Source organism: Clostridium sp. JS66, from assembly GCF_033561535.1.
Taxonomy (GTDB): Bacteria; Bacillota; Clostridia; order Clostridiales; family Clostridiaceae; genus Clostridium_AM; species Clostridium_AM carboxidivorans.
In genome coordinates this window covers 5,392,189-5,418,111 of sequence record NZ_CP131467.1, presented here as the reverse complement: position 1 = coordinate 5,418,111, position 25,923 = coordinate 5,392,189, and the positions used below count along the sequence as shown (strand labels likewise).

Here is a 25,923-nt window from a genome sequence, read left to right as displayed (position 1 = left end):
TAATGTTGTTATAAAGGGATGGATGATGAACTATGAAATTAAATAAACTAATAACAGAAAATACTATAGAATTAAATATAAATGCAAAGGATAAAGATGATCTCATTGATAAAATGATTAATGTGTTAGTAAATGATGGAGTAATACTTGATAGAGATAAATTTAAAGAAGATATTTATCATAGAGAATTTTTAAGCAATACTGGTATAGGCTTTGGAATAGCTATACCGCATTCTAAATCGACAGCTGTAAAGGAACCAAGGATTGCCTTAGGAGTAATTAAGAATGGCGTTGATTATGATTCAATAGATGGAGAACCAGTAAATTTAATATTTATGATAGCAGTAAATGATTCACAAAGTGATCTCCACTTACAAGCATTAGCTAACCTATCAAGAAAATTAATGCATGAAGAATTTAGAAACAGTATATTAAATGCAAAATCAAAATCAGAAATATTAGAGATAATATAATTAGAGATAATATAATAAGGTAAATTGAAAATAAGGCTATTGTATTGAATGCAATAGCTTTATTTTTGTGGCTTTTTTAAACTCAATTGTCATCTTCCTCTGAAAAAAGTTGCGTCGCATTATGCTTTTACTAAGTCAAAATTTTGTATGTTAAAAGCTTGAGCAACATAATTGATGAATTACAAAAATAAGTATGTATATCAATAACTACAAGTGGAGAAAATAGATCTGAGGTGATAACATATGAAAAAAATTGGTGTAGAACAAGGATTGTCTAGAATTGCAGAGTATTTAAGTTCACAAGGATATTCAGTAGAAACTTTGAGTGGAAATTTTGAAAACAATACTTCAAAGTATGAAAACTTGGATGTAATTGTTACAGCTGATTATAATACAGATATGATGGGCTTTAGTGATACTTCTACAAAAGTTCCTGTAGTTAATGCTAGTGGTTTGACACAAGAAGAAGTGAAGAGTATGATTGAACAGAAAATAACAAGATCATAGAGAAAAAATGTATAATTATTCATAAAACAGTGTATTTATAAAAAAATGCAAATAAATTTTGTAAAAAATTTGGTTATTATGCAGTCGCTTACACAACTGACAAAGAAGCTTTGTCAGTTGCTTTTTTTATAAAATTGAATTTATGTATATAAATGTATAAATTGTAATATTCCTTTGGGGGAATATGTAAAAAATATTGAAATTTGCAATTAGGAGTGTTATAGTAATATTATAAAAGAAAATCCGTACTAATGAGAAAAAGTGCGGATAAATTTATTATATGGTAAAAAATGTTATAGACTTATTTGGATTTAAATATGTTTTTTTAATTGGTATTTAATTTTATTATATTTACTTTTATGAGTATATTAAATTTAAATAATAATTGAGAATCATGGTGAATTGTTTTTTTGATATAATTAGTGATGTTAAATATATATAATGACCTTAAATTACATAATATATTATGTTTATGTTATAAGGTAAAAAGGGGAGGTTAAATTAATGGATAAGGGGCAAAAAAATATATTAGTAGTTGATGATTCTGCAACTATTAGAAATTTTATAAGGCTTATTTTAGAAGAAGCAAATTATAAAGTATATGAAGCTTCTAATGGTGAAGAAGGAATTGAGGTATATAAGAAATTAGGTAATATTGATTTAATAATTACCGATATATATATGCCCAAAAAAAGTGGTCTTGAACTTGTAATAGAATTAAAGGGAGAATATGAAGATGCAAAAATAATTGTTCTCTCAGATGGTGGAGAAAAGCATTTTTCTAATGAAATGGGTATTTGTGAAAAACTTGGTGCTACCTATTTTATCAAAAAGGATTTAATAAAAGATGAGCTAGTTAAACTAGTAACTAAGGTGTTTTCAGAATAAATTGTACATAAATTAATACAGAGATTATACTATGCTTATAAAAAGGTTGGAATGATGTTCCGGCCTTTTTATATAGGAAATCCAATTTGTGTTAATAATTAAAAATTAGTATAATAACATAATTACGAGGAGGGACGTTATTGAAAAACAAATATGTAATAGGAATTGATTTGGGAGGTACAAAAATATCTGGAGCTATTGCTGATTTTAATGGAGATATCATTTCAAAGTATATTATTCCTACAAATTCACATGAAGGAGAAAAAGTTGTATTAGAAAGGATAGCTGCAGTTATGGAAAAAGTAATAGAAGAATCCAAGATAGATAAAGATAAAATATCGGATATAGGAATAGGATCTCCGGGGCCTTTAGATGCTAAAAAAGGTATAATTATAACAACTCCTAATCTTCCTTTTAAAAATTTTAATATAGTTAAACCTTTAGAGGATAAGTTTAATATTCCAGTTCATTTAGATAATGATGCCAATGCAGCAGCTATAGGTGAGTATGTTTTTGGTGCCGGCCAGGGAACAAATAATATGGTATTTATAACAGTTTCTACTGGAATAGGTGGAGGTGCTATATTAAATGGAAAGATATACAGAGGAAACACTTGTAATGCATTAGAAATAGGACATACAACTATAGAAAAGGATGGACCAAAATGTAATTGTGGTAATTATGGTTGTGCAGAGGCTTTAGCATCAGGTACTGCTATAGGAAGAGCTGCAAAAGAAGAAGTAGAAAAAGGGGAAAAGACATCACTTTCCTCTTATGAAGAAATAACAGCTTATGAGGTATTCAAAGAAGCTGAAAAAGGAGATGCTGTAGCACAAAAGGTACTTGATAAAGCATTAAACTATTTGGGAATATGTGTAGCCAATGTTATTGCTTCTTTTGATCCTGAAATGGTCATAATTGGAGGAGGAGTTTCAAAAGGAGGAAATATAGTATTTCAGAAAGTGAAGGAAGTAGTTAGTAAGAGGTGCTTTAAAGCTATGAGTGAGAATACAAAAATAGTACCAGCGGCCTTGGGAACTGATGCGGGAGTTATAGGAGCTGTTGCTCTTGCTATAATGGAAAGTAGATAGTTAAAAGGGATAGGATTAATCAATATATAGTTGAATAATCCTATCCTTTTTTTACAACATGGTTAGCAATGATTAAGAAATGCTCAAAAAACGAACTATGCTCAAAAAACGAACGATACTTTTTCAACAATTTTGTATAAAAAATGAACAAAAAGATAATGAATTAATTGAAAACTCAGTAAATTTAACTTGTGGCATGGATATTGCTAATATAATTAACAAGTAAGTAAAAATTTTTTATTGTTAAACAAAAATTGGGGAGGTACAGTATGTTAAAAAAGTATTTGATTGTTAATGGTGTTAAAAGAACTATTATAGCAGATCCAGAGACATCTTTGGCAGATGTTTTAAGAAAACAAACATTTCTTACTGGAACTAAAGTTGGATGTAGAAAAGGAGAATGTGGTGCTTGTTCCGTAATTTTAGATGGTAAAGTTGTAAGGTCTTGTATAACTAAAATTAAAAGAGTTCGTGATGAAGCAGAAATTACAACAATAGAAGGAGTTGGAGATCACAATCATCTTCATCCACTGCAATTAGCTTGGATGATACATGGTGCAGCACAATGCGGTTACTGTACTCCAGGATTTATAGTTTCAGCTAAAGTTTTACTTGAACACAATAGCAATCCAACAAGAGAAGATGTTAGAGCTTGGTTCCAAAAAAATAGAAATGTATGTAGATGTACAGGATACGTACCATTAGTTGATGCTGTTATGGAAGCTGCAAGATTGATGCGCGGCGAAGTGACAAAAGAAGAACTATGGTATAAGCTTCCAAAGGGAGAAAGCTTATTAGGTTCAGATGCTATACGTCCTTCTGCTCTTGCAAAAGTAACAGGTACTTGGGACTTTGGAGCAGATTTAGGATTAAAGCTTCCAGAAGATACACTACACATTAAATTAGTACAAGCTACAGTATCTCATGCAAATATACTATCTATAGATACTTCAGAAGCTGAAAAAATGCCTGGAGTTTTCAAAGTTATAACATATAAAGATGTACCTGGTACAAATAGAATAAATGGATTGGCTTTCCCTACAAATAAAGGTGATGGATTAGAAAGACCTATATTATGTGATAAAAAGGTTTTCCAATTTGGTGATGCAATAGCTATGGTACTTGCAGATACACCATGTCAAGCAGAAGCAGCAGCAGCAAAAGTAAAAGTTGAAATAGAAGAACTTCCAGCATATATGAGTGCACCAGCAGCTATGGCTGAAGATGCAATGGAAATTCATCCTGGAACACCAAATATTTATTTTGAATGTGGTACTGTAAAAGGCGAAGATACAGCACCTTTAATGAAATCATTAGAATATGTAGTTGAAGATGATTCATATGTAGGAAGACAACCTCACCTTCCTCTAGAACCAGACGTTGGATTTGCATATATTAATGAAAATGGAAAATTAATTGTACATTCAAAGAGTATAGGATTACACATTCACGCTGCAATGGTAGCAGATGGTATAGGTGTTCCACTAGATGACTTAAAGATAGTTCAAAATCCTACTGGAGGCACTTTCGGATATAAATTCAGTCCAACTATGGAAGGACTTCTTGGAGTAGCTGCATTGTTAACAAAGAGAACTGTATACTTAGAATTTAACATGTATCAACAAATTACTTATACTGGAAAGAGATCACCTTTCTTTATGCATCTTAAATTAGGTGCTGATAAGGATGGTAAATTTAAAGCATTAGAAACTGATTGGTCTTGTGACCACGGTCCATATTGTGAATTTGGTGATCTTGTAACTACAAGAGGTTCACAATTTATGGGTGCAGGATATAATATTGAAAATATAAGAGGAGAAGGAAGAACTGTTGCTACAAACCACGCTTGGGGTTCAGCATTCAGAGGATACGGTTCACCACAAAGTTTATTTGCTTCAGAAGTTTTAGTAGATAAATTAGCTAAGAAAATGGGAGTAGATCCTCTTGAATTAAGATACAAGAATGTTTATAGAAAAGGAGATAAGACTCCTACTGGTTGTGATCCAGATGTAATTGCACTTCCAGGTTTGATTGAAAAAATAAGACCTCATTATAAAACTGCTAAAGAAAAAGCTGCAGAAAAAAATGCTAAGGGCGGAAATATGAAATATGGAGTAGGAACTTCATTATTAATTTATGGCTGCGGTCTTGATGGTCCAGATACTTCAAATGCATGGGCAGAGTTAACTAAAGAAGGAGTTACTATAGGAAACTCTTGGCAGGATCATGGTCAAGGAGCTGACATGGGAACTTTAACTATAGCTCATGAAACTTTAAGACCAATAGGAATAGCTCCAGAACAAATTAAATTACTTATGAATGATATGGAATTTACTCCAGACAGTGGTCCTTCAGGTGGAAGCCGTTCTAACGTTTTAACAGGAAATGCTACTAGAGTTGCCTGTGAAAACTTATTAGCAGCTATGAAAAAATCTGATGGTACTTACATGACTTATGATGAAATGGTAGCTGCAGGCAAAGAGTTAAAATATGATGGAAAATGGACAGCACCTTGTACAGCTCCAGATCCAGCAACTGGTCAAGGAAATCCATTCCCAACTTACATGTATGGTGTTCTATTGTCAGAAGTAGAAGTTGATACTACTACAGGAAAAGTTAAAGTAGAAAAACTTACTTTAGCAGCTGATGTTGGAACAATAGTAAATAAATTAGTAGTTGATGGCCAAATGTATGGTGGATTAGCTCAAGGTATAGGACTTGCTTTAAGTGAAGATTTTGAAGACTTAAAGAAACACACTACACTTACAGGTTGTGGAATACCACAAGTAAAAGATGTACCTGATCATATAGAAATAATTTACCAAGAAACTCCAAGACCACTAGGACCATATGGTGCTTCAGGTAGTGGTGAAATGCCATTGTCAGCTCCTCATGCTTCTATAATGAATGCAATTTATGATGCTACTGGAGCGCAAATAACAAAATTACCTGCACGTCCAGAAAAAGTTTTAGCAGCACTTGAAGCATTAAAAAAATAGTAAAATATAATTAAAATTGTCTCCCTAAAGGAATCAGAAACGATTAATTCCTATGTTTTAAGTGCCACATACCTCTTAAAAGTTTCTGATTCCTTTTCATTTAAAGGAGGGTAAAAAATTTTATGGATTTAAATAAATTATTGAGCAAGCAGGATTTATGTATTGAAGATAGACCTTCAGCTTGTATAGCAGCTTGCCCCCTACACATGGATGTAAAAAACTTTATAGAGGAAATAGAAAAATCAGATTTTAAAAAAGCTTATAAGATTATGGCTAAAAAGGTTCCCTTTATGAAGATAATAGGTAATATATGTGATCATCCTTGTGAAAATGCTTGTGTAAGAAGCAAATTAGGTGGATCTATAAATATACATGAACTTGAAAGAGCCGTAGTGAAACTAGGCTTTTCTTCTAATAAGAGAGTTATTCCAATTCCTAAAAACGGGAAAAAGGTTGCAGTAGTAGGCGCAGGTATAAGTGGTATTACAGCTGCTTTTGATTTAGATAGAAAAGGTTATGAAGTTACTGTATATGAGAAAAATGATAAAATAGGTGGAAGATTATGGGGTTTTCAAGGAGAGCAACTTTCAAAAGAAACCATAGAAGAAGAGTTGCAGGTAATAAATAAAGGAAATATAAAAATAAATTTAAATCATCCAGTAGATTCAATAGAAATAGATAAAATATTAGGTATGTATGATGCAGTTTATATAGGAACTGGTTCTTGGGAAAAAGATTTAAAGATAGATATGGAGACTTTTCAAGTAGAAGATACGCCTCTATTTGCAGGTGGCAGAATTGCAAATAGAAACGATTCAGTTATATTTTCTATAAGTTCTGGAAGAAGAGCTGTAGTATCCATTGATAGATATATACAAAAAATTTCTCTTACAGTATCAAGGGAAAATGAAGGTGCTTATGAAACCTCCTTAAGACTTAAATTAGATGATATAGAAAGTATAGAAGCAATTAAAAAAACTTCTTTAGAATATAATGAACAGGAAGCCATTAAAGAAGCAAGCAGATGTATAAAATGTCAATGTTCAGAGTGTGTAAAAGCTTGTACTCATTTAAAAAAATATGATATTAAGCCTAAAAGTTATATAAGAGTTATAAATCATAATGAATCCATAATATTAGGTGATCACTATGCCAACAAAATGATAAATTCCTGTACCCTTTGTGGACTTTGTAAAGAAGCTTGTCCTTCAAGTTTAAATGTAAAAGATATAATACAGGAGACTAGAGAAAGCATGGTAGAAAAGGAAAAGATGCCTGTATCTGCTCATGATTTTGCATTAAAGGATATGGAGTTTAGTAACAGTAATTATTTTTCTATGGTAAAAAGCCAGCCGGGTTATGAAAAGGTAAAATATATGTTTTATCCAGGATGTCAGCTTCCTGCTTCATCTCCTGAGTACATTGATAAAATATATAAATATCTTATGAGCAATATAGAAGAAGGCGTTGGTATTATGCTAGGCTGCTGCGGTGCACCAGCTGATTGGGCAGGAAGACAGGATTTGATGCAGAAAAATATAGAAGACATAAGAGAAAAGTGGAATAGCATGGGTAAACCAACTTTAATTTTGGCTTGCTCCAGCTGCTGCAGTATATTTGAAAAATATATGCCAGATATAAATTTTATTTCTCTATGGGAAGTTATACAGGAAAAGGGAATTCCAACTGATAATAAAGAAAAAGAAAATTTAGTATTAAATGTTCACGATGCATGTACTACTAGATATAATAAAAAAATTTATAACAGCATAAGAAATATAGCAGATTCCTTAGGACATAAAGTAGAAGAATTAAAATTTTCAAAGGAAAAAACTAAATGCTGTGGTTATGGTGGGCTTGTATACTTTGCTAATAAAGAACAAGCTAAAGAATTTGCTAAAGATAGAATAGAAGAGGGAAATTTAGATTACTTAGTTTATTGTTCTATGTGTAAAGATTTATTTATAGATGAAGGTAAGAAAACTTTTCATATTTTAGATTTAATTTATAGTGACGATTTAGGAAAAGCTGCTTTAAGAAAAATGCCAACTCTTTCAAGCAGACATGAAAATAGAATACTTGTTAAAAGAAAGCTTTTAAAAGAAATATGGAATGAAGAAGTAAATGATTTAACAAAAGACTATAATTTAAAATTAACTATACCTGAAGATGTGCAAAATCAAATGGAAGATAGGTTGATTTTAATTGAGGATGTAAAGAAAGCAGTAGACAATGCTGAAAGAAATAAGGAAAGATTTTTTAATCCACAAAATTCACATTATTTATGTAGATTTAGAATTACTAATGTGACTTATTGGGTAGAATATGAAAAGAATGACGATGAAATTTTAGTTAAAAGTGTTTATAGTCACAGAATGGAAGTAGTGGAGGAATAATTATGAAGATTAATAAAGACGAAAAAACTCCATGGATTTGTGATAAGTGCAATAAGGAATTAGAACTTAAACAAGTAAAGGTTCGCTATCTTGGAGGAAATTTTGAAGTGGAGCTTATGCAGTGTCCTGAATGCAAAATGGTAATTATAAATGAAGATTTAGCCTTAGGAAAAATGCTTGAAGTTGAAAAGGGGCTGGAGGATAAATGACAAATTGCTGCAATGCTTATGAAAGTGAACATATGAGGAATATTACAGGTGCAACCTTAAGGCCAGGTGGATTTACACTTACAGATAAAGCAGTAGAATTTTGTAAATTTTCTACAGAGGATTTCGTAATGGATCTAGGATGCGGCATGGGTGCTACATTAAATCACCTTTATGAAAAATACAATATAAAGGCTGTAGGAATAGATCCTTCTGAAAAATTAATAGATATAGGGAAAAAAAATTATGGACATTTAAATTTTGTAAGGGGAAGAGGGGAACAAATTCCTTTTGAAAATGAAAAGTTTCAGGGAGTTTTTGCGGAATGTACACTTTCCCTTATGGAAAATTTGGATGATGTAATAAGTGAAGTATTTAGGGTATTAAAAATTGGAGGATGGTTTATTGCCACGGATGTATATGCTAAAAAAACTGAATTCATTGATGAACTTCAAGGAATTTCAGTTAACAGCTGTATGAGAAGTTTGCATAATTTAAAATTACTTAGAGAAAGGATAGAAAAAGCTGGATTTGAAATAATGCTTTTGGAAGATTGCAGCGAGACGTTAAAAGCACTTATGGTTAAAACTATATTTTCTTACGGTTCCATGAGTATTTTCTGGAATAAGGCTGCACAGTGTTCTATAGATGGACAAGAATTTCAAAGTTTATTAAAGAATTGTAAACCAGGATATTTTATAATGATAGCAAGAAAGGTGGATGAATGTTATGAATGATACTGCTTTTCGTATATATAAATTGGCTTCCAGCGGCTTTTGCTGCACTCAAATAATGCTTAAATTAGCACTAGAGGATGAAGAAAAAGAAAATCCAGATTTAATAAGAGCTTTAAATGGCCTTTGCGGAGGTATAGGAGCTGATAACAAAACCTGCGGCGTTTTAACTGGAGCTATAGCTGTTATAGGACTTTATGCTGGAAAAGGTGAGGCTACAGAATATCGCAAAGAAAATTTTCAATCCATGTTAAGTGAATATATAGACTGGTTTCAAGAGGAATTTGAAAGTACAGAATGCAGAGACATAATAGGAATACAAAAAATAACTGATGACAGCGGAAACGTAAGTTATCCTGTAAAATGTGGGGACATACTAATGAAAAGTTATGAAAAAGTTCAACAGATAATATTTAAATATGGTTATGAATTTGGGGATCGAGAAGATATATGAAAAATATAATTTCTAGAACAGAAAGTTTATGTCCCATTTGTTTAAAAAAAATAGAAGCAGAAAAGGTTTTAGATGATAATAAAGTTTACATGGAAAAGTACTGCTCAGACCATGGTAGTTTTAAAACTATTTTGTGGAAGGGAAGTATTCCAATGGAAAGCTGGATTAGAAATAAAGAAAGAGCTTATATAAAAAAGCCCTATACTAAGGTTGAAAAAGGATGTCCTTTTGACTGTGGTCTCTGCAGTGAACATAGGCAGCATACTTGCACAGCTTTAATAGAGGTAACTGAAAGGTGTAATTTAAAATGCAAATTTTGTTTTGCAGATTCTTATTCAGATAAGGAAAAAGATGTGCCTATAGAAAAAATAAGATTTATGTATGAAAGGATATTAGAAGCTTCAGGTGTATGCAATATACAAATATCAGGGGGAGAACCTACATTAAGGGATGATTTGCCTGAAATAATAGAGCTTGGAATAAATTTAGGTTTTAAATTCATACAAGTAAATACTAATGGCATACGTATAGCACAAGATGAGGATTATGTTAAGAAGTTAAAAGAATCGGGACTTAGTTCAATATTTTTGCAGTTTGATGGTACAAATAATTTAATATATGACAAATTGAGAGGATCAGAACTTTTAGATATAAAAATAAAAGCAATAGAAAACTGTAAAAAGTATGATATAGGTGTAGTATTGGTACCTACCATAGTTCCTGAAGTAAATGTAGATAATATAGGAGAAATTATAAATTTTGCTTTGAATAATATACCTACAGTAAGAGGAGTGCATTTTCAACCCGTGAGTTATTTTGGAAGGGTACCAGCTATTCCTAAGGACGAACAGAGGATTACACTTCCTGAAATTATGGAAAATATAGAAAAGCAGACAGAAGGTAAGGTTAAAATTGATAGTATGAAACCGCCGGGATGTGAAAATGCATTATGTTCTTTTCATGGTAATTATATATATAAAAATAAAAATGAATTAATAAATGTTACAAATAATAAAAGCAGCTGCTGCTGTACAAGTGAAAAAGCAGAAGAAGGTGCAAAAAAGGCAAAGGAATTTGTTTCACGAAGTTGGTCTTTTAGAAAAGCATCTGATTCAAATATAAAAATAAAATCTAATAAAGTAAGCAGCTGGGATGAAATATTGTATAGTATAAGAAATTATTCTTTTAGTATATCTGGTATGGCTTTTCAAGATGTATGGAATGTGGATTTAGAAAGAATTAAGGATTGCTGCATTCATGTAGTGAATAGTGAAGGAAAACTTATACCATTTTGTATGTATAATATTACGGATGCAAAAGGAAATTACATTTATAGAAATTGCAAGGTTAATATGGAGGACGCAAAATGAAGCTGACACCACTTGAAGCATGGATACTAAATGAAACAGGGATAAAAGAAAGAAATAGAGAGGATTTACAAGAATATCAATTGAATAAAATAAAAGAAGCTATAAAGTATGTGAAAAAACATAGTGAATTTTATAGTGAACATTTTAAAGATATTGATGAAGCTGATATAAAATCATTTAAAGATTTTGAAAAAATTCCTTTTACACTACCTGAATATATAAGAGAATTTTCTAATAAGTTTTTATGTGTACCTCAAAGAGACATTTCTAGAATAGTTACATTAAAAAGTTCAGGGACAAGTGGAGAAGAAAAAAGAATATATTTTACTGAAAATGATTTAAAGCTTACAGTTGAATTTTTTAAGCATGGAATGAGATCTCTAGTAAATGAAAATGATAGAGTACTTGTTCTTTTGCCTGGTAATAGTTATGGCAGTATAGGTGATTTGCTAAAAAAGGCTTTAAATGAAATAAATATAGGGTGTTATGTATATGGTATGCTCTCAGATCTAAAAGATGCTGCAGAGTTTATAAAGAATAAAGAAATAACTTGTATAGTGGGAATCCCGATACAGGTTCTCCATTTTTCAAGGATGGAAAGTGAAATTTTTAAAGATAATATAAGAAAAATTCTCTTAAGTACGGATTATGTACCAGAAACTTTAATAAGAGAAATTACAAATAAGTTTCAATGTAAAGTTTTTACACACTATGGCATGACAGAAATGGGTTATGGTGGTGGTGTAGAATGTGAAGCCTTAAATGGATATCATATGAGAGAAAAGGATTTATATTTCGAAATAGTAAATCCTTATACAGGTGAGGTAGTAAAAGATGGAGAATATGGTGAGATAGTATTTACTACACTTACAAGAGAAGGAATGTCTTTAATAAGATATAAAACTGGAGATATAGCACGTTTTAATATAAGCAGTTGTGCTTGTGGTACTTTTTTAAAAACTATGAGCAGATCTCTTGGAAGGATAGAAAATAGAATTAAAATAGGTGAAAATGAATTTATATATATGAAGGATTTAGATGAAATAATTTTATCTTTAGAAGAGGTAATAAATTACAAAGCATGTATTGAAAAGGGAGACTTAATATGTATAGATATTGCTGCAAAAAAAGAAGAAGATTTTTATAAAATAGAAAAATTTATTAAGGACAGTATAAAAGAACTTGTTTCAGCAAATAAAAAGTTTAATGAAGAGAATTTAGATGTTTCTATAAGATACTTGAAAGAAACAACTGAGGTGAAGAATAGTATGGTAAAACGGAAAATATGTGATTGCAGGAGGGATGGATAACTATGAAAGACATATACGAAACTATGATTGAACTCATAGATAATAAAGAAGATTTTGTATTAGCTACTATTTTAGAAAAGCATGGGTCTGCACCTAGAGAAGAAGGTGCAAAGATGATTATAAAAAGAGACTTTTCAATTGTAGGCACTATAGGTGGAGGTATATTTGAGGCTATGGCCATAAAACTATCCTCAAAAGTTTTTCAAGATGGAGTTTCCATGGTTAAAAGTTTTTCGTTAACTAATGAAGGAGCTGCAGCATTAGGAGCAGCTTGTGGAGGAAATCTTAAGCTGCTTTTAGAGTATGTAGATTATAATGATAGTAAAATGGTGGATATATATAAAAATGCATTTCAACTTAAAATGAAGGGTGCTAATTTTGTAATTATAACCAAAATACCTAAAGAAGACAGCAGTGTAAGGAAAATAAATAAATGGATTTGCAGTGAATCATCATTTTATGGAGAAGAAGATGATACAGTTCAGTTGATATGTAGGGAATTAAGAGAAAATTTTAAAAATATTGTCATGAAAAACGTCAATTTAGAAGGAGAACAGTATTTAATAGAGCCTATTTTAAACAATGAAGTTATATATATAATAGGAGCTGGACATGTATCGCAAAAAATTGCACAGATAACTAATATGTTGGATTTTAAAACTGTTGTTATAGATGATAGAGATGAATTTGCAAATAGAGAAAGATTTAAAACTGTTGAAGAGGTGATGGTAGTTTCTTCATTTGAAAATATTCTAGAACATATAAAAGTGAATAGTAATAGTTATATTATAATAGTTACAAGAGGACATGCATATGATAAAGATGTGTTAGCACAAGTATTAAAAACTGATGCTAAATATATAGGGATGATAGGAAGTAAGAAAAAGAGAGAATTTGTTTATAACAGCCTTCTAAGTGAAGGATATACTTCAGAGGATTTAAAAAAGGTATATAGTCCTATAGGTGTTTCCATATTTGCTCAAACCCCTGAAGAAATAGCAGTAAGTATTGTTGCAGAATTAATTAAAGTTAAAAGAGGGCCACTAAATGAAAAAAGATAATTTTGGAGCTATAGTTATATCTGCAGGATATTCTTCCAGAATGAAGGGGTTTAAACCCCTTTTAAAGTTTGGAGAGTATACTGCAGTAGAAAATGTTGTTAATACTCTTAAAGCATCAGGAATTAATAATATTATAGTAGTAGTAGGCCATAGAGCAAATGAAATAATAGAAACCTTAAAGGATTCAGGAGTTAAATGTGTAAAAAATGAAAATTATTCGGAAGGCATGTTTTCTTCCATAGTAACAGGAGTAAAAGCTTTAGATGATACAATTGATGGATTTTTTATGCTCCCTGTTGATATACCGCTTGTAAAAAAACACACAATAGAAAAGTTGAAACGTGAGTATTTGAAATGTAATAAGGGAATTATATATCCTAGTTTTAAATTTGAATTAGGACATCCTCCTCTTATACACCCAAAATATAAGGATGAGATAATAAATAGTGATGGAGAGGGAGGACTTAAGAGAGTATTAGAAAAGTATAAAAGAGATTCTATAAATATTCCCGTTTGTGACAAAAGTATATTAATGGATATGGATACTAGAGAAGATTATGAAAAATTAAGAGAATATTTTAATTTTAATTCGCCAACTATAGAAGAATGTTATTGCATTTTAGGCTTATATGATGTACCTTATAATATAATAAGACATTGTGAAGAAGTAGAAAAAATTGCTTTGAAAATTTTAAAAAAGTTAAATGAAAGAGGATGCAATTTCAATAGAAATGTCGTGAGAGCTTCAGCACTTTTGCATGATTTAGCTAGAAGTGAAAAAGATCACGCAGTGGCAGGAGCAAAAATAGTGAAAGATTTAGGCTATGAACATGTTGGAAAGATAATATCAACTCATATGGATATTGAAGTACATGAAAATAGTGAAATTACGGAAAATGAGATATTATACTTAGCAGATAAGCTTGTAAAAGAGGACAGATATGTAGAACTCCAGGAAAGGTTTTCTGAATATTCAATGAAGTTTTGCGAGGATAACCTGGCTTTAAAAAAGGTGGAAAAAAGATTTGAGGATGCCGAAAAAATTCAAGAAAAGATAGTAAAGTTAACAGGGGAAAAATTTTATTTATATACTAAAGAGTTATTAAATTATGAGTAGAAAAATTTATTTAGTAAGGCATGGAAAAATAGATATAGGTAATGAGAAACGCTATATCGGAATCTCAGATGTACCACTAAATAAAGAGGGGATATTGCAAGCAAAAAAACTTAAAGAAATTCTTTATACCATACAGCTGGAAAAAGCATATTTAAGTCCATTAGTAAGGTGTGTTGAAACAGCAAATATAATTTTGCAAAACAGGAATGTTGAAAAAGTTTTGCTTAAAGAATTAATGGAAATAAATATGGGTAAGTGGGAAGGCAAAACCTTTGATTATATAAAAAGTTATTTTCCAGAGCAATTTAAAGAAAGGGGGAAAAATATAGATAGTTTTGTACCTGAATGCGGAGAAAGTTTTAATAATGTTAGAGAAAGGGTTAAACCTGTTTTGGAATCCATTATAAAAAATACACATGGAAATATACTTATAATTGCTCATGCAGGAGTCAACAGAGTAATAATAAGCACTATTTTATCATTACCGCTGAAATGTATGTTTGATATAGAGCAAAACTATGGCTGCATAAATGAATTTTCTTGGGATATAGAAAATCAAAAGTGGAAATGGAGACAGTTATCATAGTTATAATGGAGGGATTATAATGAATATACTTACTTCTAAGTCAGATATAGAACTTTCACATGAGAGATGTGAAAGATTTAGCATTGATTTACATCAAGTTTATAGTAGAAAAATTATATCTGAAGGAGAGCTGCAGAGAAGATTTGCAGATAATAGGAATTTAATAGTAACTGCAGCACCATACATGGAACAATTAATTAATTTTGTAAAAGGATTTAATTTTTTTATGCTGCTTACAGATGGGGAAGGATGTATACTAAATGCTATAGGTGATGAAAAGATACTTTCACAAGCATTCTCTTTAAAAATGATACCTGGAGCTTTCATGGATGAAGAAAATATTGGGACTAATGCTATGAGTATGGTTATAAATAGTAAAGGGCCAATTCAAGTATCAGGAAGAGATCATTTTATAGAAGCATATCATAAATGGACTTGTTCAGCAGCACCTATAAAAGATAGTCATGGAAAACTTATAGGTGTTTTAAATCTTACTGGGTATATTGAATGCGTACATTCACATACATTAGGAATGGTTATAGCTGCTTCTAATGCTATAGAAGAGATGCTGAAGGTAAAAGAATATAATAAAATACAAAATATAAACAATAAGCATATAAAAAACTTATTTAATTCTATTCCTGTTGCTATAATAACATCCGATATGAATGGAAAAATAAAGATTTGTAATAATAAGGCATTAGATATGTTTGGAAGTAACAGTGTCAATAAATTAAAGGTATACGAAATGAATGAACTTGTGGAAAATTGGGATGAAATAAGAAAAGCTATATATCTAGGTGAAAGTTTTTCACGAGAGGTAAATATAAGGACATTAAGAAATAATTTTAGATGTAATTTAATGGTTAGTTCAATATATAATTGTGAAGAGGATGATATTGAAATAGTCTATGTTTTTGAAGAAGTTAAAAAAATAAAGAGGAAAAACAATGGTCAGGCTTATTATACTTTTGATAAGGTAATTGGACAAGACAAGAATTTTATAAAAGTTGTAGAATATGCTAAGAAAATTTCAGATAGCAAATCAACTATACTTATAATGGGAGAAAGTGGAACTGGGAAAGAGGTATTTGCACAATCCATTCATAATTATAGTAGCAGAGTTGATGGACCTTTTATAGCTTTAAATTGTGGAGCAATTCCAAAGCAGCTTATAGAATCTGAACTTTTTGGATATGAGGAAGGGGCTTTTACAGGTGCCAAGAAAGGCGGTAATCGTGGAAAGTTTGAATTGGCAGATGGTGGAACTATAATGCTGGATGAAATAGGAGAAATGCCTCTTGATATGCAAACAAAACTTTTAAGAGTTGTACAAGAAGGTGTGATAACAAAGATTGGAAGTTCAAAATCTATACCTGTAGATGTAAGAATAATAGCTGCTACAAATAGGGATTTAAAGAAAGAAGTGGAACTTGGAAGGTTTAGAAAAGATTTATATTATAGACTTAATGTATTACCATTATTTTTACCTCCTTTAAGAGAAAGAAAAGGGGATATACCGCTTATGATTAAATATTTGGCTAAGAATATATCAAAAAGGTTAGAAAAGAAAGAACCTTCTATATCAGAGGAATGGTTAAAAGAAATTATTAATTATAATTGGCCGGGCAATATAAGAGAACTAGAAAATGTTGTTGAATTAATTATAAATACTGAATCTATACCTGCAGGTTATTTTCAAAATGGAAACTGCTATAATGAGGTATTGATAAATATCAGTGAGGATTCACTAAAGTTGGACTTTGCAGAAAAGGAACATTTAATTAAAGTATTAAAAAAGTTTAAAGGAAATATTACTCGTTCAGCAGAAGCATTAGGTATAAGAAGAAATACTTTATATAGTAAAATAAAAAAATATAATATAGAAATAAAATAGTAATTTAATACAATTTGCAAAGTGAAAGAGATATATGTTGTGTATATCTCTTTCACCTTCTATATGTTTTTGCTTATTAAGGAAATACGATAACATAGGTGTTCTAAAATGGAACACTGTACTATTTTTGAGCACTAATAATGTAGGATAATGGTTCTTTTTTGAACGTTATTTATTATTTCAATTAGTATTATCAGAATTGTCAGAACTTAAACAAAATATATGGAACACAGATAGAAAACTTTAGAGAGGTTTATTTACCTAGGGTGGTATGAGGAAGATTATTAAAAAGTATAACATTAATTACAATTAAGTATATTATTGGAATGGATTTTGCTAATCATATATGTGGAGGATCTATTAATAACATTTTGTTTTGGTGATTTTTATATGTCACTGAAGTTCAAAGTTATTAAAAGCAAGTATTTAAATAAATTATATTAGGGGGTATAAAAATGTCAAGATTCACATTGCCAAGAGATATTTATTTTGGAGAAAATTCTTTAGAAACCTTAAAAACGTTAAAGGGTAAAAAAGCTGTTGTTGTTGTTGGTGGAGGGTCAATGAAAAAGTTTGGCTTTCTTCAAAAAGTTGAAGAGTATTTAAAAGAAGCAGGAATCAAAATTAAATTAATAGAAGGCGTTGAACCAGACCCATCAGTTGAAACTGTTATGAATGGTGCAAAGGTTATGAGAGAATTTCAGCCAGATTTGATAGTAGCTATAGGTGGAGGATCACCAATAGATGCAGCTAAAGCTATGTGGATATTCTATGAGTATCCTGATTTTACTTTTGAGAAGGCTGTTATTCCTTTTGGAATACCAGATTTAAGACAAAAAGCTAAATTTGTAGCAATAGCATCCACAAGCGGAACAGCTACAGAAGTTACTGCTTTTTCAGTAATAACTGATTATAAAGCTAAGATAAAATATCCTTTAGCTGATTTTAACTTGACACCAGATATAGCCATAGTAGATCCAGCTCTTGCACAAACAATGCCACCAAAATTAACAGCTCATACAGGTATGGATGCTTTAACTCATGCTATAGAAGCCTATGTAGCAAGCTCAAGATCCTATATTTCAGATCCGCTTGCCATACAAGCAATAACTATGATACAAGAATTTTTAATAAAATCTTATGAAGGAGATAAAGAAGCAAGAGGTGAAATGCATGTGGCTCAGTGTTTAGCTGGAATGGCATTTTCAAATGCATTACTTGGAATAGCACACAGTATGGCACATAAAACAGGTGCAGTATTCCACATACCACACGGATGTGCCAATGCTATATTCCTTCCTTATGTAATTGATTTTAATAAAAAGTCATGTGGAGATAGATATGCAAATATAGCTAAAGCTTTAGGATTTAATGGGAAAACAAAAGATGAGTTAATAGATGATTTAACTGATTTTGTAAAAACTTTAAATAAGAAAATGAATATACCTCAAACATTAAAGGATTATGGAATAAAAGAAGCAGATTTCAATGCAAATCTTGACTTTATAGCACATAATGCCATGGGAGATGCATGTACTGGATCAAATCCAAGAGCCATAACTGAAGCAGAGATGAAGAAATTATTCCAGTGCACATTTACTGGAGAGAAAGTAGAATTCTAAGTAGACAAGTGAAGAATCAAATCTATGATTTTCATATGGTTGCTTACTTTGGGAGTATTACTATGATGATAAAAAGAGGAATTTCATAATAAATATACAATATTATAAAATTAAATCTCAAAAATGAAATAGTAATTATATCATTTTTGAGATTTTTTTATCATTATCAAGTAAACATTTTAAATATTATTTAAAAGAACAAGAAAGTTTTAGTATAAAAACAAATGGGTGATCAGGAATAAATTGAGAGGTATAGGTGAAGTGATAAGTGATATGAGAAAATTTAATAAAGATGAACAAAAAAAAATGATATTAGAATCTCATAAAAGATGTGAAGCTCTTGGAATAAAAAAGAATAGAGTTCTCAATAGAAAAATAATTACATCTCAAGAATTACAAAAAAAGTTGGAAGAAAGCAAGAAATTAATTGTGAATACATCACTTTTTATGAATGGAATGTATGACTTTACCAAAAACACAAAATGCCTCTGGATATTAACAGATATGGAAGGATGCATATTAAATGTAATAGGAGATGAAGATATACTTAGGGAGGTATTTAAATTAAAAGTGTTCCCAGGAGCATATATGAATGAGGAAAGCATAGGAACTAATGCTATGAGTATAGCGCTTATGAATAATCTACCTGTTCAAATATCTGGAGAAGATCATTTTTTAAATTCTTACCGTAAATGGACATGTTCCGCAGCACCAATAAGAAATGGATCAGGGGAAGTGATGGGGGTACTGGATTTGACTGGATATAGTGAGTGTGTTAATCCACACACGCTTGGGATGGTGGTTGCATCAGCTAATGCTATTGAAAAAATACTTGAATTTAAAAATTATAATGCTATAAAAAAGGAGCGAAAACTTGCTAAAAGGTTACTAAATAATCAAGCTATATATACTTTTGATAAAATCATAGGTAAAAGTAAAAAAATTACAAATACTATTAAATATGCTAAAAAAATATCAGATAGTACTTCAACAATACTAATTACTGGGGAAAGTGGCACAGGAAAAGAAATTTTTGCTCAAGCTATACACAATTATAGTCAGAGAAAAGATATGCCTTTTATTGCAATAAATTGTGGAGCATTACCATCTAATCTTATTGAATTGGAGTTATTCGGATATGAAGATGGAGCATTTACTGGTGCTAAAAAAGGAGGTAATGCAGGTAAGTTTGAAATGGCAGAAGGAGGAACTATATTTCTTGATGAGATTGGTGAGATGCCATTAGATATGCAAGTAAGCCTTCTAAGAGTTATGGAAGAAGGTATAATTAACAGAATTGGAGGTTGTAAGCAAATTCTTCTAAATGTAAGAATCATTGCAGCAACTAATAAAGATCTTAAAGAAGAAGTATCGAAAGGAAGATTTAGAAAAGATTTATTTTATAGACTTAATGTACTACCGATCCACATACCATCACTGAGAGATAGGAAAGAAGATGTGCCTCTCTTGGTGGAATATTATATGAAAAAATCTAGCAAAAGACTTAATAAGAAAATAGTTGATATTGATGAAAATTCTATGGAAAATTTGAAGCAATACGAATGGACAGGAAATGTAAGAGAATTAGAAAATGTTATTGAGCTTACTGTAAATACGGAAAAATTACCTGAAGAATTTTGTTATTCTAAGGTTTACGAAATAAATATAGAAAATACAGTTTTTAAACAGAATACTCAGATTGGCAATATGAACCTTGAACTTTTAGAGAAAAATCATATAATCAATGTGCTTCATAAATTTAGGGGAAATATAACCTTAGCAGCTAAAGCTATGGGAATTGGAAGAAATACTTTATATAGAAAAATTCAAAAATACCACATAATGTGTTCTGAAATAGAGCATTATATTGTTTTAAAACGCTAACATAATAATTGAACAATTTTTACATTAAGAGTATAATAAATCGGATACTTTCTATAAGGAAGGTATCCTTTATTATGCAAAAAAAACTGATATATAACAGAATACGTGTATAGATATTATGAAAAACAATGTGCTAATGGCGTTGTTAAAACAAAAATGCTGTTGTATAATAAGTCAATATATGAATTTTGCAAAACAAATAAGAACATTTGTTTTTATTTTAAGTTTTTGATAAAATGTATACTATTAAGAATAAAATTATGGAGGATAGGAATGGAACAAAGAGAGGAAAAAGTACAGGTTTATGATGTTACTGCCTTGACTTCTCTAGAAAAGTTAGAACCAGTTAGGGTTAGACCTGGTATGTACATAGGTTCTACGGGAAGTAAAGGACTTCATCATTGTATATGGGAGATTTTAGACAATTCTATAGATGAAATATCCAATGGCTTTGGAGACAAGGCTATAGTAATTTTAAATAAAGATAAAAGTGTAACTATTATAGATAATGGTAGAGGAATACCTACGGGAATACACCCAGTGAAGAAAAAGTCTGGTGTAGAAATGGTATTTACAGAGCTTCATACTGGCGGTAAGTTTAATAATGATGTTTATAAAACTTCTGGAGGACTTCATGGCGTTGGTGCTGCAGTAGTTAATGCACTTTCAAAGTGGGTAGTAGTGGAGATAAAGCAAAATGGTCATATATACACCCAAAGATTTGAATATGCTTATGATAAATCTTTAAAAAGAGAAATGCCAGGAACTCCAGTAACTGCACTAAAGGTAACAGGAAATTCGCAAGAAACTGGAACGAAGGTAACCTTTTTGCCAGATAAAGATGTATTTTCCAATACAGAATTTAAGTTTGATGTAATAGATGAAAGACTTCAGGAATTGGCTTTTCAAAATAAAGGTATAACATTAAAAATTATTGATAAAAGAGAAGATGAAGTGGTAGAAAAGGAATACCATTCAGAAAGAGGTCTTTTAGATTTTATAGAATATTTAAATGAAAGTAAGACAGCGCTGCATACTCCACCAATACTTTTCGAAGGAGAAAGAGAAGTAAATAATATAAGTATGTACAGCGAAGTTTGTATTCAATTTACAGATTCTACAACAGAGTATATAGCAAGTTATGTAAATAACATTCCAACTACAGAATCAGGAACTCATGAAAGTGGATTTAAGGCAGGAATGACAAGAGCTTTTAAGGAATGGACCAAAAAACTAAATCTATTAAAAGAAAAGGATAAAGAATTTGAAGGCGATGACTTAAGAGAAGGAATGACTGCTATAGTTAGGATAAAAATAACTAATCCTATATTTGAAGGACAAACAAAAACAAAGCTTGGTAATACTGAAGCTTATACGATGATGAATGATTTGTCTTATACCAAGTTTTCTGAATGGATAGAGGATAACAAGGATACAGCTACTTCGATTATTAATAATGCTATAGATGCAGCTGCAAGACGTGAAAAAATAAAAAAGATAAATGAAGCAGAAAAGAAAAAGATAGGTAAAGGAACTGCTCCACTTGCTGGAAAAATAGCAGTTTGTACATTAAAGGACCCTTCTTTTAGTGAATTCATAGTTGTGGAGGGAGATTCAGCCGGTGGATCTGCTAAGCAAGCTAGAGATAGAAGATTTCAAACTATAATGCCTTCTAAAGGTAAGATAATGAATACTGAAAAACAAAAGTTAGAAAATGTACTTGGAAGTGAAGAGTTAAAAATATTCAATACTGCAATAGGTACAGGAGTTCTACAAAATTATAAAGAACAAGATCTTAAATATAATAAAATAATAATAATGTCAGATGCTGATGTAGATGGATATCATATAAGAACTTTATGGATGACATATATATATAGGTATATGAGACAGATAATATCTAATGGTCATCTCTATATAGCACTTCCTCCTCTATATAAGGTATATAAACAGAATAAGAACAAGGAAATAGTTAGATATGCTTATAGTGATGAAGAATTAGAAAAAGAAAAAAAACAAGTAGGAAAAGGTGCTTTAATACAAAGATATAAAGGACTTGGAGAAATGAATCCAGATCAACTTTGGGAAACAACATTAAATCCTGAAACTAGAACTCTTCAGCAGATAACAATAGAGGATGCTGCAAAAGCAGAAAAAATGGTATCACTGCTTATGGGGGATGTGGTTGCTCCTAGAAAAAATTATATGTACAAGTACGCTGTATTTAACGATTAAACTATACTAAAAACTCACATTAGGAGGTAATTGATGTCTAAGAAAACAACAATTCCAATAGATAACAATATAATAAAAGTTTCTATAGAAGAAGCTATGCCAGAGAACTATTTGCCCTATGCTGTAGAAGTAGCTAAGGATAGGGCTCTTCCTGATGTACGTGATGGACTTAAACCTGTACATAGAAGAATACTGTATGGTTCATATATGCTTAAGGCTTTTCCAGATAAGCCTTATTATAAATCAGCTAGAATAGTAGGAGACATACTTGGTAAATATCATCCTCATGGTGATACATCCGTGTATGATGCTATGGTAATACTGGCTCAAAATTTTACTACTAGAAAACCACTTATAGATGGTCATGGTAATTGGGGAAGTCAGGATGGAGATAATGCTGCTGCTATGCGTTATACTGAGGCAAGACTTACTCCAATTGCTATGGAGCTAATAAGGGATATAGATAAAGGTGTAGTAGATATGGTGGATAACTATTCTGCTTCTGAAAAAGAACCAGAAGTACTTCCAGCTAGGTATCCAAATCTTTTGGTAAATGGAGCCTTCGGAATAGCTGTAGGACTTGCTACCAATATACCACCACATAATTTAAAAGAAGTAATAGATGCAACTATTGCATACATTGATAAATCAGATATAGATACAAAAGAACTTATGGAATACATAAAAGGACCTGATTTGCCTACAGGTGGAATTATAATAGGAAAGAAATCTCTTCTATCTGCTTATGAAACAGGAGAAGGTAGAGTTACATTAAGAGCTAAAACTTCTATAGAAAGGTTAGAAAGTGGAAGACTAGGTATTGTTATAACAGAATTCCCTTATAGAAGAAGTAAAGCAAAATTACTTCAAACTATATCTGAAATGACAGCAGATAAAAAACATTCAAAAGCTTTAGAGGCTATTTCTGATATAAGAGATGAGTCAGATAGAACAGGAGTTAGAGCTGTAATAGAATTTAAAAAGTCTTCTGATGAAGAAACAGTAGACAAAGTATTGAAATATCTCTTCAAGAGAACAGATATGCAATGCAATATTTCATTTAATATGGTAGCTTTAGCAAAAGGAAAACCTCAAACTTTGGGGTTAAAAAGCATACTCTATCACTACATAGAACATCAAAAAGATGTAGTAAGAAGAAGAACTGAAAGAGAAATGGAAATAGCATCTAAAAGATTTCATATAGTTGAAGGTTTTATAAAAGCTATAGGCATAATGGATGAGATTATTAAAGTTATAAGAAGTTCTAAATCAAAAAAGGATGCAGGAAAAAATTTAATGGAAGGTTTTGGTTTTACAGAAGTTCAGTCTGAAGCTATATTAGAACTTATGCTGTATAGACTTACAGGACTTGAAATTGTAGCCTTTGAAAAAGAACATAAAGAACTTGAAAAAGAAATAAAGAGATTAAATAAAATACTTTCCAGCGAAAAGGAGCTTTTAAAAATAATAAAAAAAGAGCTTATAGAAATAAGAGAAAAATATGGCGATCATAGAAAAACTACAATAGTTGAAAATGATGATGAGGCTAAAATAAATTTAGAGGAACTTATAGTAGAAGAAGACATAGTTATAACTATGTCTAATGAAGGATTCATTAAAAGGATACCATTAAAAACTTACAACAGAATTAATGCTGAAGTAGGAGACATAGAGTATAGAGAAGGAGATTTTAATAAATTCCTAATTAATTCAAATACTAAAAGTACTTTAATGTTTTTTACTGATAAAGGAAATATGTATCAAAGCAAAGGTATAAATATTCCAGAGTTTAAGTGGAAGGATAAAGGAGAAAGAATAGAAAGTATAATAAAAACGCTAGATGTAAGTGAAGAAAATATTGTGGCAGTTTATTCTGCAAATGATTTTATGGAGTCTCAGAATTTAATTTTCTTTACTGACAAGGGAATTGTAAAAAAGACAGGTATAGATAAATTCAATACTAATTACACTAAGATTATGGCGTTAAAGTTAAAAAATGAAGAAAGAGTTATAAAAGTTATTATTGCAGCAAAGGATAGGAAAGAGACCTTTATAAACATTGAAACAGAGAAAGAACTTAAATTTGTGGTCGAAGAACCTAAAATAGAAGAGTCAGATAGAAATATAATGGGGCTGCAATTAGTAAATTTGAGTCCTAAGGATAGGATAATAAATATAGATTTTACTGCGGAATTTGCGTTTAAAACATTTACTTTAAGTATAAATAGATTTGGAATAATTAAGAGCAGTGATAGAAATAGAATGAGTAGTAAGCCTTTAAGTGTAAGTACAGATTCAAAAAGTAAAATTTTGATTTTTTCAAAGGATGGAAGTGTATTTTCTACACCAGCCTTCATGTTACAGAATGTTGGAGAACAGGGAATAAGTATAAAGGATATATGGGATGACATAGATAAAGATAATATTGTTAACATTATATCTGTGAAAGATTTTGATGATGGCAATATATACTTTTTTACAAAGAAGGGTATGGTTAAGAAAACATCCTTGAAGGAATTTGAAGGAGATTATTTTTCTACCATAGCTTATAAATTTAAAAGTGATAAAGATATTTTAATAAATGTTCAGTTATCAAAGGATACTGAAGAAGAGATAATCATGGTAACAAAAAGGGCTATGTGCATAAGATTCCAAAGTGATACTATAAATGCAATGGGAAAAGTAGCTTCTGGTGTTACTGGCATAAGTTTAAAAGAAGATGATGAAGTTGTTTATTCAGAAATTTTAAATTGTAAAAAATGGTTAAATACAAGATTTATATTAAAATCTTCACAAAGTATTGTAACAGAGGTTAATGTTAATGATGTTAAACTTCAAAATAGAGCAGGAAGAGGAAAGTGCATAACAATACTGGAAATAGAAGATTACATAAAAGAAGTAAAAACTCAACAAGGTTTAGTTTAAGTATTGTTATGGAAAAATATGATAGATAAAGGAATAAAATATGCAAGAAAATAGTGAAAAAAATGTCAATATATAAACAAATTCATCTAATTTGAACTTTTAAAAAATATTGATATATTCATCTATATGTGCTATTATTAATATAAGCTATTTTATAAAGTAATGATT

General features: G+C 30.5%; 19 protein-coding genes. All 19 read left to right on the top strand.

The features are described from left to right. Positions 1-32 precede the first annotated feature (32 nt). Positions 33-473, top strand: coding sequence for a fructose PTS transporter subunit IIA (locus Q6H37_RS25050; protein WP_318737473.1), 441 nt, complete (start codon positions 33-35; stop codon positions 471-473). 243 nt (positions 474-716) lie between these two features. Continuing rightward, positions 717-980 (top strand): YkuS family protein, encoded by a 264-nt coding sequence (locus Q6H37_RS25045; RefSeq protein ID WP_318737472.1) that lies wholly within the window; start codon positions 717-719, stop codon positions 978-980. A 504-nt stretch (positions 981-1,484) separates the two neighbouring features. After that, positions 1,485-1,868: a response regulator gene (locus Q6H37_RS25040; RefSeq protein ID WP_318737470.1), complete on the top strand. Its 384-nt coding sequence runs from the start codon at positions 1,485-1,487 to the stop codon at positions 1,866-1,868. A 140-nt stretch (positions 1,869-2,008) separates the two neighbouring features. After that, positions 2,009-2,959 carry an ROK family protein gene (locus Q6H37_RS25035; protein ID WP_318737468.1) on the top strand — a complete coding sequence of 317 codons (951 nt, stop codon included), beginning with the start codon at positions 2,009-2,011 and terminating at the stop codon, positions 2,957-2,959. Positions 2,960-3,228: 269 nt separating this feature from the next. After that, on the top strand, positions 3,229-5,958 hold the full coding sequence (locus Q6H37_RS25030; protein WP_318737467.1) for a molybdopterin-dependent aldehyde oxidoreductase: 2,730 nt from the start codon (positions 3,229-3,231) through the stop codon (positions 5,956-5,958). 122 nt (positions 5,959-6,080) lie between these two features. Continuing rightward, entirely contained in the window at positions 6,081-8,354 is a 2,274-nt protein-coding gene (locus Q6H37_RS25025) for a pyridine nucleotide-disulfide oxidoreductase/dicluster-binding protein (RefSeq protein ID WP_318737466.1), read from the top strand. Between the two features lie 2 nt (positions 8,355-8,356). Continuing rightward, the gene (locus Q6H37_RS25020) at positions 8,357-8,563 is read left to right on the top strand and encodes a DVU_1557 family redox protein (protein ID WP_007062578.1); all 207 of its coding nucleotides are present in this window, start codon (positions 8,357-8,359) and stop codon (positions 8,561-8,563) included. Beyond that, the gene (trsM, locus tag Q6H37_RS25015) at positions 8,560-9,297 is read left to right on the top strand and encodes a DVU_1556 family methyltransferase (protein ID WP_318737462.1); all 738 of its coding nucleotides are present in this window, start codon (positions 8,560-8,562) and stop codon (positions 9,295-9,297) included. The genes Q6H37_RS25020 and trsM overlap by 4 nt, the downstream gene beginning before the upstream one ends. Continuing rightward, a complete protein-coding gene (locus tag Q6H37_RS25010; protein ID WP_318737460.1) occupies positions 9,290-9,748 on the top strand; it encodes a DVU_1555 family C-GCAxxG-C-C protein in 459 nt (152 codons plus the stop codon). The genes trsM and Q6H37_RS25010 overlap by 8 nt, the downstream gene beginning before the upstream one ends. Continuing rightward, entirely contained in the window at positions 9,745-11,118 is a 1,374-nt protein-coding gene (gene trsS / locus Q6H37_RS25005) for a radical SAM (seleno)protein TrsS (protein WP_318737459.1), read from the top strand. Before Q6H37_RS25010 ends, trsS begins: the two co-directional genes overlap by 4 nt. After that, positions 11,115-12,428 (top strand): DVU_1553 family AMP-dependent CoA ligase, encoded by a 1,314-nt coding sequence (locus Q6H37_RS25000; RefSeq protein WP_318737457.1) that lies wholly within the window; start codon positions 11,115-11,117, stop codon positions 12,426-12,428. The genes trsS and Q6H37_RS25000 overlap by 4 nt, the downstream gene beginning before the upstream one ends. 2 nt (positions 12,429-12,430) lie before the next feature. Further along, positions 12,431-13,489 (top strand): XdhC family aldehyde oxidoreductase maturation factor, encoded by a 1,059-nt coding sequence (locus Q6H37_RS24995; RefSeq protein ID WP_318737455.1) that lies wholly within the window; start codon positions 12,431-12,433, stop codon positions 13,487-13,489. Continuing rightward, positions 13,476-14,606: a DVU_1551 family NTP transferase gene (locus Q6H37_RS24990; protein ID WP_318737454.1), complete on the top strand. Its 1,131-nt coding sequence runs from the start codon at positions 13,476-13,478 to the stop codon at positions 14,604-14,606. Before Q6H37_RS24995 ends, Q6H37_RS24990 begins: the two co-directional genes overlap by 14 nt. Next, complete coding sequence (gene cobC / locus Q6H37_RS24985) at positions 14,599-15,192, top strand: alpha-ribazole phosphatase (protein WP_318737453.1); 594 nt, start codon at positions 14,599-14,601, stop codon at positions 15,190-15,192. Before Q6H37_RS24990 ends, cobC begins: the two co-directional genes overlap by 8 nt. A 19-nt stretch (positions 15,193-15,211) precedes the next feature. Beyond that, the gene (locus tag Q6H37_RS24980; protein WP_318737452.1) at positions 15,212-17,089 is read left to right on the top strand and encodes a sigma-54-dependent Fis family transcriptional regulator; all 1,878 of its coding nucleotides are present in this window, start codon (positions 15,212-15,214) and stop codon (positions 17,087-17,089) included. Between the two features lie 455 nt (positions 17,090-17,544). After that, positions 17,545-18,711 carry an iron-containing alcohol dehydrogenase gene (locus Q6H37_RS24975; RefSeq protein ID WP_318737450.1) on the top strand — a complete coding sequence of 389 codons (1,167 nt, stop codon included), beginning with the start codon at positions 17,545-17,547 and terminating at the stop codon, positions 18,709-18,711. Between the two features lie 273 nt (positions 18,712-18,984). Beyond that, positions 18,985-20,595, top strand: coding sequence for a sigma-54-dependent Fis family transcriptional regulator (locus Q6H37_RS24970; protein ID WP_318743156.1), 1,611 nt, complete (start codon positions 18,985-18,987; stop codon positions 20,593-20,595). Positions 20,596-20,868: 273 nt separating this feature from the next. Continuing rightward, positions 20,869-22,830 (top strand): DNA topoisomerase IV subunit B, encoded by a 1,962-nt coding sequence (locus Q6H37_RS24965; protein WP_318737448.1) that lies wholly within the window; start codon positions 20,869-20,871, stop codon positions 22,828-22,830. Between the two features lie 33 nt (positions 22,831-22,863). Continuing rightward, on the top strand, positions 22,864-25,755 hold the full coding sequence (locus Q6H37_RS24960; RefSeq protein ID WP_318737446.1) for a DNA topoisomerase IV subunit A: 2,892 nt from the start codon (positions 22,864-22,866) through the stop codon (positions 25,753-25,755). The last annotated feature ends 168 nt before the right edge of the window (positions 25,756-25,923 follow it).